The organism is Streptomyces sp. NPDC048182 (assembly GCF_043202555.1).
Taxonomy (GTDB): Bacteria; Actinomycetota; Actinomycetes; order Streptomycetales; family Streptomycetaceae; genus Streptomyces.
On record NZ_JBIDAQ010000004.1, the window covers coordinates 553,951 to 564,545 of the forward strand.

9 protein-coding genes are annotated in these 10,595 nt (G+C 73.2%); 6 read left to right on the plus strand and 3 right to left on the minus strand.

Annotated elements, in window-relative coordinates; translation table 11 throughout:
• Nucleotide 1: 1 nt before the first annotated feature.
• Both ACGFZL_RS11295 and ACGFZL_RS11300 read right to left on the minus strand, forming a co-directional pair.
• Nucleotides 2-766 (minus strand): hypothetical protein, encoded by a 765-nt coding sequence (locus ACGFZL_RS11295; RefSeq protein WP_355173202.1) that lies wholly within the window; start codon nucleotides 764-766, stop codon nucleotides 2-4.
• A gap of 18 nt (nucleotides 767-784) precedes the next feature.
• Nucleotides 785-916 carry a hypothetical protein gene (locus ACGFZL_RS11300; RefSeq protein ID WP_393690594.1) on the minus strand — a complete coding sequence of 44 codons (132 nt, stop codon included), beginning with the start codon at nucleotides 914-916 and terminating at the stop codon, nucleotides 785-787.
• Between the two features lie 750 nt (nucleotides 917-1,666).
• Between ACGFZL_RS11300 and ACGFZL_RS11305 the strand changes: the two genes are divergently transcribed.
• The 3 genes from ACGFZL_RS11305 to ACGFZL_RS11315 all read left to right on the plus strand — a co-directional run bounded on the left by ACGFZL_RS11305 (nucleotide 1,667) and on the right by ACGFZL_RS11315 (nucleotide 5,770).
• Nucleotides 1,667-2,590 carry an SCO0930 family lipoprotein gene (locus ACGFZL_RS11305; RefSeq protein ID WP_393690595.1) on the plus strand — a complete coding sequence of 308 codons (924 nt, stop codon included), beginning with the start codon at nucleotides 1,667-1,669 and terminating at the stop codon, nucleotides 2,588-2,590.
• Between the two features lie 226 nt (nucleotides 2,591-2,816).
• Complete coding sequence (locus tag ACGFZL_RS11310) at nucleotides 2,817-3,629, plus strand: SAM-dependent methyltransferase (RefSeq protein ID WP_393690596.1); 813 nt, start codon at nucleotides 2,817-2,819, stop codon at nucleotides 3,627-3,629.
• Entirely contained in the window at nucleotides 3,626-5,770 is a 2,145-nt protein-coding gene (locus ACGFZL_RS11315) for a putative bifunctional diguanylate cyclase/phosphodiesterase (RefSeq protein WP_393690597.1), read from the plus strand. The genes ACGFZL_RS11310 and ACGFZL_RS11315 overlap by 4 nt, the downstream gene beginning before the upstream one ends.
• 137 nt (nucleotides 5,771-5,907) lie before the next feature.
• On the opposite strand, the gene ACGFZL_RS11320 is transcribed toward ACGFZL_RS11315, so the two are convergent.
• Nucleotides 5,908-6,792, minus strand: coding sequence for a LysR substrate-binding domain-containing protein (locus ACGFZL_RS11320; RefSeq protein ID WP_355173214.1), 885 nt, complete (start codon nucleotides 6,790-6,792; stop codon nucleotides 5,908-5,910).
• Between the two features lie 130 nt (nucleotides 6,793-6,922).
• Between ACGFZL_RS11320 and ACGFZL_RS11325 the strand changes: the two genes are divergently transcribed.
• Genes ACGFZL_RS11325 through ACGFZL_RS11335 form a run of 3 tightly spaced genes read left to right on the plus strand, consistent with a single transcriptional unit; the run spans nucleotide 6,923 to nucleotide 10,291 of the window.
• Nucleotides 6,923-7,594 (plus strand): succinate dehydrogenase, encoded by a 672-nt coding sequence (locus tag ACGFZL_RS11325; RefSeq protein WP_355173653.1) that lies wholly within the window; start codon nucleotides 6,923-6,925, stop codon nucleotides 7,592-7,594.
• A 1-nt stretch (nucleotide 7,595) separates the two neighbouring features.
• Nucleotides 7,596-9,545 carry a fumarate reductase/succinate dehydrogenase flavoprotein subunit gene (locus ACGFZL_RS11330; RefSeq protein WP_393690598.1) on the plus strand — a complete coding sequence of 650 codons (1,950 nt, stop codon included), beginning with the start codon at nucleotides 7,596-7,598 and terminating at the stop codon, nucleotides 9,543-9,545.
• Nucleotides 9,542-10,291: a succinate dehydrogenase/fumarate reductase iron-sulfur subunit gene (locus ACGFZL_RS11335; protein ID WP_355173218.1), complete on the plus strand. Its 750-nt coding sequence runs from the start codon at nucleotides 9,542-9,544 to the stop codon at nucleotides 10,289-10,291. The genes ACGFZL_RS11330 and ACGFZL_RS11335 overlap by 4 nt, the downstream gene beginning before the upstream one ends.
• Nucleotides 10,292-10,595: the final 304 nt, after the last annotated feature.

A 10,595-nucleotide genomic window follows, 5' to 3' on the forward strand; every position in this document is an offset into this window, starting at 1 on the left:
GTCAGGGGACGGCGCCCGGGAACATGGTGAGGAACGGCTCCGTGGACGCGGCGAGGCCGCGGCTGAAGGGCGCGTCGAAGTCCCAGATGAGGAACAGCAGGAAGGCGATCAGCGCCGAGAACAGCCCGGCCAGGACCAGTTCGCGCACGGTGCGGCGGATCTGGAGCGCGAAGACCATCCCGATGGTGATCACGCCGCCCACGATCAGCCCGAACCACACCACGCCCGGCATGGTCGCCCCGGTCGAGTCGGCACGGGCGCTGCGCGCCTGGTCCGCGGCGGCGACCTGGTCGACCAGCGGCTGGTAGGCCTGCGCCTCGAAGTCGGTGCGCGGCTGGTAGTCGGTGACGTCGGCGCGGACGCGGTCGAGGAGTTCGCCACCGCGGTCGGTGACCCGGCCGTGGTCCGCCATGGTCTTCCACTCGGTGGTCACGACGTGTCCGACATAGGCGTTGACATCATCCCGGATCCGGTCACGGACGGCGGGTGGGTAGACCCGGACGCGCTCCGACACCTCGTGCAGGGCGACGGCCTCGGACTGCACGTGGTCCTGGGCGGCACTGCGGGCCTCCCAGACGCCGGCGATGGCCAGACCCAGGACGATGGCGTAGACCACGCCGATCCACATCGTCATGTACTCGATGACGTCGGGCGTCTCGGTGGTGTCCTCGTCGTCGGCGGCGGTGCGGTGGCGGACCAGGGTGACCGCGACCACCACCGCGCAGGTGGCCGCGATCGCGAGGGTGAGAACAAGCCATTCCGGCACGGAGGGCCTCCTGAGGGATCAGCGCGCACGCAGCGCGGCGACGGCGACCACCGCGGGCACCGTGATGAGCAGGACGAAGACGAGCGGCGAGGTGGTCCCGCGCGAGCGGTGCGGCGCCGGCCGGGAGGAGCGGTAGCGCGGGAAGTGCACCGGGGCGAGCGAGGGCCGGGGCGGCGCGGGCGTGGCCGACGGGGCGGGCGCCGGGGTAGGCGCGGGTGCGGGCCGTACGGGTGCGGGCGGCGCGGGTGCGGGCGTGGGGCGGGGTGTGGGCCGCGGGGCCGGTGGGGGCGGTGGCGCCGGGCGCGGCGGGGGAGGCTTCGGCGCCGGGGGCCTGGGCGCGGGCGGCGGCGGGGTGGGCCTCGGCGGTGTCGGCGTCGGCGGCCTCGGCGAGGGAGTGGGCGTCGGCTTCGGCGGCGGGGGAGGGGGCGGCTTGGGCGTCGGTGAGGGTGTGGGCCGGGGGCAGGGCGGGAAGGGCGGCCAGTCGCCGTGCCCGGCGACCGCCACCGCCCGCGTGCCGTCCGGCCCCGTCGACGCGTAGGCGCAGGCGTCCGCCCGCGCCGGGGCCGCCGGCGCACCGGCCAGCGCGAAGGCCATCGCCACCAGGGCCAACACCCGCCCGGCGGCGCCGGATCGGGTCGGTTCGGGTCCATGCACGACGCCGATCATGGAGCCTCGCCCGCGTGACCGCGCCGCAGTGCGGGGCGATTGCCCCGAAGGGGGGACACCGGGCGGTCGCGGGTTTGACCCGCGAGAGCCGCGACCACCCGCCCGACCTTCGCCGCGTGAAAGTCCGGCCGCCGGTTGAACGCGACCGGCGCTCCCGTGCGTACCCAGTGCCGTGCGGTGGCGCAGCAGAGCGGCGCCGACACCTCTAGGGCCTGCGACGAACGGAGAACGACGATGAAGACCTCCCGGCGGAGGGCCTCGCTCGTGGTGGGCGCCGTGGCGGTGCTGGCGCTGACCACGGCGTGCGGCCAGGACGGCGGCACGGCCGCGAACAGCCAGAACGTCGGCGCCACGGCCGCGCCCGGCGACGTCACCGACATCGGCGCCGGCGCCGCCGCGGCCGGGGCGCCGGACAGCAGGCCGGTCTCCGCGGGCAAGCTCTCCACGTCCACCGACGCCGCGCTCGGCGAGCTGGTCACCGACGGGTCGGGCCACACCCTGTACCGCTTCGACGCGGACACCGCCGAGCCGCCCGAGACGACCTGCGAGGGCGAGTGCGCCACCGCGTGGCCGCCGGTCGGCGCCGAGGACGCCCTCGCCGGCCCGGGCGTCGACCGGGCGCTGCTCGGTGAGGTCACCCGCCCCGACGGCACCGAGCAGCTCACCATCGGCGGCTGGCCGGCCTACCGCTACGCCAAGGACACCGCCCCCGGCGAGGTCAACGGCCAGGGCGTGGGCGGCAAGTGGTTCGCGCTCGCCCCCGACGGCAAGAAGGCGAAGGCCGCCGACGCGGCCGGCCTGTCCACCCGGAAGGATCCGAAGCTGGGCGAGATCGTGGTGGACCGCAAGGGCATGACCGTCTACCGCTTCCTGAAGGACGAGGCATGGCCGAAGCCGGTCTCCGCGTGCGTCGGCGCCTGCCTCCGGAAATGGCCGGTCGTCGCCCCCGTCGAGACCGGTGACACCAAGGGCGTCGTCAAGAAGGGCCTGATGAGCTTCACCCGCCCCGACGGCACCGCCCAGCAGACCGTCAACTGCTGGCCGATCTACACCTTCACGGGGGACAAGAAGCCCGGCGACACCCTTGGCCAGGGCGTCGGCGGCACCTGGTACGCCGTCCGCCCCGACGGCAAGCCGGTCGGCGCGCCCAAGAAGTAGCGCGTCCCCGGCACACCCCAAGCCGTCCGAGAACCGGAGAAACCGGCGGGCCGCTCCCCGTACCACCAAGGGGGCGGCCCTCCTGCGTGCCCCGTGGCACGTGCCGTGGGCAGTGACCGGTAACGGATGGTCAATTTCCGGTTGGGCTCGCTCGTTTGGCGGACGATCAGTAGCCTCAGCTCGAACACCGGACCGCACACCTCTCGTACACCTCTGGGAGAATCGGATGGAGCGTCCCGCCTGGGCCCCGCGCAGCATCGACATCTCGGTGCCGAGCGTGTCCCGGATCTACGACTTCTACCTGGGCGGTTCGCACAACTTCGAGGTCGACCGGGAGGTGGCCCGCCGGGCCATGGAGTTCATGCCGGGCCTGCCTCGCATCTCGCAGGCCAACCGGGCGTTCCTGCGCCGCGCCGTGCGCTTCGCCGCCGCCGAGGGCATCGACCAGTTCCTGGACATCGGCTCCGGCATCCCCACCTCCGGCACCGTCCACGAGGTGGCCCGCGAGACCCGGCCCGAGGCGCGCGTCGTCTACGTCGACCACGACCCGGTCGCCGTGGCGCACAGCGAGGCGGTCCTGGCCGGCGACGAGCGCGCCGCGGTGGCCGCCGCCGACCTGCGGCATCCGCGCGAGATCCTGGGCAGCCCCGAGGTGCGCGGGCTGCTCGACCTGGACCGGCCGGTGGCCCTGCTGCTCGTCGCCGTCCTGCACTTCCTGCCGGACGAGGACGACCCGTACCGCGCGGTCGCCGAGCTGACCTCCGCACTCGCCCCCGGCAGCCTGCTCCTGCTCACCCACGCCTCCTGGGACCACTTCCCGCTGCCCGAGGAGCGGGCCGGCGGCGCGGTCGACGTCTACCGGGACATCCGCAACCCGCTGGTCATGCGCACGCGCGAGGAGATCGCGCGGTTCTTCGAGGGGTACGCCATGGTGGAGCCCGGCCTGGTCCCGTTGCCGCACTGGCGGCCCGAGGGATCGCCGGACGACGAGGACCCGTACGCGTCCTCCGGATACGCCGGCGTGGGACGCACGGCGTGAGCGCGGAGCCGGACGGCCCGGAGGACAGACTGCGCCGCTTCGCGGTGATCTGGAGCCGCGCCGTCTTCCCCGTCGCCGCCACCTCCGCCACCCGGCCCGAGTTCGAGGGGCGGCTGCTGCCGCTGGCCCGCCGGCTCAGCGCGGTGCTGCGGGCCCGCGGCTTCGACGCCGAGGAGGCCCGCGCGGTGGGCGCCGACCTCGTCGGCGCGCACTGCACCGACCCCGAGGCGCTCGCCCGGACGCTGGACTGCGTGGACGCCTACCTGGTGCTCTACTGCGGCGAGGGCGGCGACGCCGAGGCGCTGCGGGCCCGTTCGGCACGGCTCCAGCACGCCATGGCGGCCGGCTTCGCCTCGGCGCTGCGCGAGCGCACCCTGACCGAGCAGGAGGCCATCGCCCAGGCCGCCCTGAAGGCCCAGGGCGTGGTGGCCGCCGCCCTGCACGCCAGCGAGGCCCGCTTCCGCGCGGTCTTCGAGGGCGCGGCGATAGGGATCGGCATCGCCGACCTGGAGGGCAACGTCCTCCAGGTCAACGGCGCGCTGCAGCGGATGTTCGGCATCACCGACCCGCGACTGCGCGGGCGCAACGTCCGGGAGTGGACCCACCCGGACGACGCCCCCCAGACCTGGCGGCTCTACGACGAGCTGGTGTGCGGCGAGCGGGAGCACTACCACCTGGAAAAGGCGTTCTACCGGCCCGACGGCACGGTCCTGTGGACCAACCTCACCGTCTCCCTGCTGCGCGACGCCGACGGCCGCCCGCAGTACCAACTGGCCCTCATGGAGGACACCACCGAACGCCGGCTGCTCAACCTGCGGCTGCGCTACGAGGCCACCCACGACGCGCTCACCGGCCTGCCCAACCGGGCGTTCTTCTTCGAGCGCCTGGAGAAGGCCCTGAACGCCGGCGAGGGCCGCCGCTTCGGCCTGTGCTACCTCGACCTCGACGGCTTCAAGACCGTCAACGACAGCCTCGGCCACGCGGCCGGCGACCGCATGCTGGTGGAGATCGCCGACCGGCTCCAGGCGTGCGCCACCGCGCCCGGCGAGATGGTGGCCCGGCTCGGCGGCGACGAGTTCGTGGCGCTCACCACCGGCCCCGACACCCGGCACGGCGTCGAGGAACTCGCCGCCCGGATCACCAGCGCCCTGCACGCCCCGGTCAGCGTCGACGGCCGGGAGCTGACCGTGCGCGGCAGCATCGGCATCGTGGAGGGCCCGGCGGGGGAGCGCAGCGCGGCGGAGGTGCTGCGCAGCGCCGACATCACGATGTACCGGGCCAAGTCGGCGGGCGGCAACCGCTACGAGCTGGCCGACCCGGAGGCCGACGCCCGCGTCATCACCCGGCACGGCCTGACCACGGCGCTGCCGGCCGCCCTGGAGCGGGGCGAGTTCTTCATCGAGTACCAGCCGCTGGTCCACCTCGGCGACGGCAGCGTGCGCGGCGCCGAGGCCCTGGTGCGCTGGCTGCACCCGCAGCACGGCGTCCTCGGCCCGGATCGCTTCATCCCGCTCGCCGAGCACACCGGCCTGATCGTGCCGCTGGGCCGCTGGGTCATGGAACAGGCCGTGCGGCAGGCCCGCGCCTGGCGGGAGCGCTACGGCGAGACCACCGCCGCCGGACCCCTGCGCATCAACGTCAACCTCTCGCCCTGCCAGCTCGCCCACCCCCGCCTGGTCCAGGACACGGTCGACATCCTGGAGCGGGCCGGCGTCTCGCCCGACGCGCTCTGCCTGGAGGTGACCGAGTCGGCGCTGATCGGCGCCGACGACGCCCTGCTCAAGCCGCTGCGCCGGCTGGCCGAGATGGGCGTCGACATCGCCCTGGACGACTTCGGCACCGGCTACTCCAACCTGGCCAACCTGCGCCGCCTCCCCGTCAGCGTCCTCAAACTGGACCGCTCCTTCACCCAGAGCATGCAGCACTTCCCCGCCGACCCGGTCGACCTCAAGATCGTCGAGGGCATCGTCGCCCTGGCCCACAGCCTCGACCTCTCGGTCACGGTGGAGGGCGTGGAAACCCGCACCCAGGCAGACCAACTCCGCCTCCTCGGCTGCGACACGGCCCAGGGCTGGTACTACGCCCGCCCAGGCCCCCCGGACCGCCTGCACGACCTGACCTTGGCAGACGCGACAGCTTAGGGAACGCCGGGTGCATGTCATCGGGGCTGCGGGCCAATGCCCCCAGGGGCGCGGGGAACTGCGCGACCAGCCACATCGCACCCGCACCCCCGAACGCGACCGCACCCCTACGGCGCATCCGGGCTTCGATCGACCGGTCACCGCTCCAACAACATCCGCTGCAACTCCCGAGCAGCCCGCGGCGGAGCCACATCACTGCGATGGGCCAGCGCAATGGTCCGGTACAAGCCGGGCCGCTCCAGCGGAGTGACCCGCAACCCCCGACCGGACCGCGCCGCCACCATCCGCGGCACCACAGCCACCCCGAGCCCGGCCCGCGCAAACCCCAGCACCGCATCCATCTCACCCCCCTCCACCGCGAACTCCGGCTCGAACCCAGCGGAGCGACACGCCGCCACGGTCAGCTCCCGCAGGTCGTACCCGTGCCGGAACATCACCAGCCGCTCCCCCTCCAGGTCGGAGATCCGCACCGCCCGCCGCCCGCCCCCCGGCCGCGGCGCGTCCGGCGACGACACCACCACCAGATCCTCCCGCAGCAGCTCCACCGTGGTCAGCGCGGGCGACGCGGCGGGCAGCGGCAGCACCACCAGCGCGAGATCCAGCGCTCCGCGCGCCAGCCCCCGTACGAGATCCAGCGAGCCCCCTTCCTCCACGAGCAGCCGAATCCCCGGGTACCGGTCGTGGAAGGCCCGCAGCACATCCGGCAGCAGCCCCGTGCACAGACTCGGTGTGGCCCCGAGCCGCACCCGCCCCCGCCGCAGCTGCGCCAGCTCGAGCACCTCGTGCCGCGCGGTGTCCGCGTCGGCGAGGATCCGCCGGGCCAGCGGCAGCAGCGCCTCCCCGGCGTCGGTCAGCGTGATGTTGCCCCGCGCCCGCCGGAACAGATCCGCGCCCAGCTCCCGCTCCAGCGCCTTGATCTGCTGGGACAGCGAGGGCTGGGCCACGTGCACCGCCTCCGCCGCCCGGGTGAAATGCCGCGTTTCGGCGACGGCCACGAAATACTGGAGCTGCTGGAACTGCATCCCGCCAGCGTACGCCTCCGATAGGGGGAAGCTATGGAAACCAGGCGCACCATGACTTGGACCGATCGCCTCCGCTCCCCGTAGCGTGCCGACCATGGCACTGGCAACGCGGACGGACCGACGGCCGTCCTTGGCACGCACCGTGTGGGACTCCACCGTCGGCAAGAAGACCGTGATGGCGGTCAGCGGTCTCGTCATGCTGCTGTACCTGATCGCCCACATGTACGGAAACCTGAAGATCTACTTCGGGTCCGGCGACTTCAACGCGTACGCGCACTGGCTGCGCACCATCGGCGAACCGCTGATGCACTACGAGTGGACCCTCTGGGTCGTCCGCGTCGTGCTCGTCGTCGCCGTCGTCGCGCACGCCGTCTCCGCCTACCAGCTCAGCCGCCGCGACATCCGGGCCCGGCCCAGCAAGTACGTGCACGCCAAGCCGCGCGCGAGCTACGCCACCCGCACGATGCGCTGGGGCGGGGTCATCCTCGGCCTGTTCATCGTCTGGCACATCCTCGACCTGACCACCGGCACCGTGCACACCGGCGGCTTCCAGCACGGCCGGCCCTACCAGAACGTGGTGGACACCTTCTCCACCTGGTGGGGCAACGTCGTCTACATCGTGGCGATGCTCGCCCTCGGCCTGCACATCCAGCACGGCTTCTGGAGCGCCGCCCAGACCCTCGGCGCCGGCAGCCGCACCCGCGACCGCGCCCTCAAGACCGTCGCGAACGTCCTCGCGCTGCTGCTCACGGCCGGCTTCATCGCCGTACCCGTGGGCGTCATGACCGGAGTGGTGAGCTGACATGACTACCTTCGCCGACTACCCGACCGGCGCGCCGGTCACCGACACCAAGGCCCCCGCGGGCCCCGTCGCCGAGCGCTGGGACACCCGCCGCTTCGAGGCCAAGCTGGTCAACCCAGCCAACCGGCGCAAGCACACCGTGATCGTCGTCGGCACCGGCCTGGCCGGCGGCTCGGCCGGCGCCACGCTCGCCGAGCAGGGCTACCGGGTCGTGCAGTTCTGCTACCAGGACTCGCCCCGGCGCGCCCACTCCATCGCCGCGCAGGGCGGCATCAACGCGGCGAAGAACTACCGCAACGACGGCGACTCGGTCCACCGGCTGTTCTACGACACCGTCAAGGGCGGCGACTTCCGCTCCCGGGAGTCCAACGTGCACCGGCTCGCGCAGATCAGCGTGGAGATCATCGACCAGTGCGTGGCGCAGGGCGTGCCCTTCGCCCGTGAGTACGGCGGCCTGCTCGACACCCGCTCCTTCGGCGGCGTCCAGGTCTCCCGCACCTTCTACGCCCGCGGCCAGACGGGCCAGCAGCTGCTGCTCGGCGCCTACCAGGCGCTGTCCCGGCAGATCGCGGCCGGCAACGTCGAGATGCACCCGCGCACCGAGATGCTCGACCTGATCATGGTCGGCGGCCGGGCCCGCGGCATCGTCGCCCGGGACCTCGTCACCGGGAAGATCGACACCTACTTCGCGGACGCCGTGGTCCTCGCCACCGGCGGGTACGGAAACGTGTTCTACCTGTCGACCAACGCGATGAACTCCAACGCCACCGCGATCTGGCGCGCGCACCGGCGCGGCGCCTACTTCGCCAACCCCTGCTTCACGCAGATCCACCCCACCTGCATCCCGCGCACCGGCGACCACCAGTCCAAGCTCACCCTGATGAGCGAGTCGCTGCGCAACGACGGCCGGATCTGGGTGCCGAAGGCCAAGGGCGACGACCGGCCGGCGAACGGGATCCCCGAGGACGAGCGCGACTACTACCTGGAGCGCGTCTACCCCTCCTTCGGCAACCTGGTCCCGCGCGACATCGCCTCCCGCGCCGCGAAGAACGTCTGCGACGAGGGCCGCGGCGTCGGCCCCGGCGGCCAGGGCGTCTACCTGGACTTCGCCGACGCCATCGCGCGGATGGGGCGGAAGGCCGTCGAGGCGAAGTACGGCAACCTCTTCGACATGTACCAGCGGATCACCGACGAGGACCCCTACCGGGTGCCGATGCGGATCTACCCCGCGGTGCACTACACGATGGGCGGCCTGTGGGTCGACTACGACCTCCAGACCACCGTCCCCGGCCTGTTCGCCATCGGCGAGGCCAACTTCTCCGACCACGGCGCCAACCGGCTCGGCGCCTCCGCGCTGATGCAGGGCCTGGCCGACGGCTACTTCGTGCTGCCGGCCACCATCAACGACTACCTCGCGCGCAACCCGCACAAGGACGAGGTCGACGCCGGCCGCCCGGAGGTGCAGGAGGCGGTGGCCGAGACCGAGGACCGGCTGAACCTGCTGCTCTCCGTGGACGGCGACCGGACCCCCGACTCCTTCCACCGCGAGCTGGGCGAGCTGATGTGGGAGTACTGCGGCATGGCCCGCACCGAGGCCGGGCTGCGCAAGGCCCTGGAACGCATCCCGCGGATCCGCGAGGAGTTCTGGCGGCGGATCAAGGTCCCCGGTACCGGCGAGGAGTTCAACCAGTCCCTGGAGAAGGCCAACCGCATCGTCGACTACCTGGAGCTGGCCGAGCTGATGTGCCTCGACGCGCTGCACCGCGCCGAGTCCTGCGGCGGCCACTTCCGCGAGGAGTCCCAGACCCCCGAGGGGGAGGCCGAGCGCCGGGACGACGAGTTCGCCTACGCGGCGGCCTGGGAGTTCACCGGCACCGGTGAGGCCCCCGCCCTGCACAAGGAAGACCTGGTCTTCGAGTACGTCCACCCCACCCAGCGGAGCTACGCATGAAGCTCACCCTGCGCGTCTGGCGGCAGCGGAACGCCGGCGCCGACGGCGCGATGTCCACGTACGAGGTGGACGACATCTCCCCGGACATGTCCTTCCTGGAGATGCTCGACACCCTCAACGAACACCTCATCCTGGCCGGCGAGGACCCGGTCGCCTTCGACCACGACTGCCGCGAGGGCATCTGCGGCGCCTGCTCGCTGGTCATCAACGGCGACGCGCACGGGCCCGAGCGCACCACGACCTGCCAGCTGCACATGCGGTCCTTCCAGGACGGCGACACGATCGATGTCGAGCCGTGGCGGGCCGCCGCCTTCCCGGTCGTGAAGGACCTGGTCGTGGACCGCTCGGCCTTCGACCGGATCATCCAGGCCGGCGGCTACATCACCGCGCCCACCGGCGCCGCCCCGGAGGCGCACGCCGCGCCGGTGCCCAAGCCGGACGCCGACCTCGCCTTCGAGAACGCCGAGTGCATCGGCTGCGGCGCCTGCGTCGCGGCCTGCCCCAACGGCGCGGCGATGCTGTTCACCGCCGCGAAGGTCAACCACCTCAACGTGCTGCCGCAGGGCGCCCCCGAGCGGGAGACCCGGGTCCTGGACATGGTGGCGCAGATGGACGAGGAGGGCTTCGGCGGCTGCACCCTGGCCGGCGAGTGCGCCACCGCCTGCCCCAAGGGCATCCCGCTGATGTCCATCACCGGCATGAACAAGGAGTGGCTGCGGGCCACCCGGAAGGTCTCCCGCCGGTAATCCCCAGGACGTTCGCCGTACCGCGCGGACGGGCGGGCCGGGTGTGGTGCTCATACCCGGCCCCGCCACGCTTCCCCGCCGCCCCGGGCGGCCGGAGCCCGACCCGCCCACGCCGTTCAGCCTTCTCTCATCCCGTCTCCCGGCCCAGGCCACGCGCTCGCCAACCGGCACCGGAAGAACAGGGGCGGCGGGCCGGGGCCCCCCCGTCCGCCCCCCCCCCCCGCCCCGGGCCAGGGGACCCCCATGACCCGCGGACAGACCGCGCCCCCCCCCCCCCCGCCCCCCGCGCCCCCCCCCCCCCCCC

Bases quoted from the DNA above. Each gene is read 5' to 3' on its own strand.
- ACGFZL_RS11305 (WP_393690595.1), top strand. From the start codon at position 1,667: ATGAAGACCTCCCGGCGGAGGGCCTCGCTCGTGGTGGGCGCCGTGGCG.
- ACGFZL_RS11310 (WP_393690596.1), top strand. From the start codon at position 2,817: ATGGAGCGTCCCGCCTGGGCCCCGCGCAGCATCGACATCTCGGTGCCG.
- ACGFZL_RS11320 (WP_355173214.1), bottom strand. From the start codon at position 6,792: ATGCAGTTCCAGCAGCTCCAGTATTTCGTGGCCGTCGCCGAAACGCGG.
- ACGFZL_RS11330 (WP_393690598.1), top strand. From the start codon at position 7,596: ATGACTACCTTCGCCGACTACCCGACCGGCGCGCCGGTCACCGACACC.
- ACGFZL_RS11335 (WP_355173218.1), top strand. From the start codon at position 9,542: ATGAAGCTCACCCTGCGCGTCTGGCGGCAGCGGAACGCCGGCGCCGAC.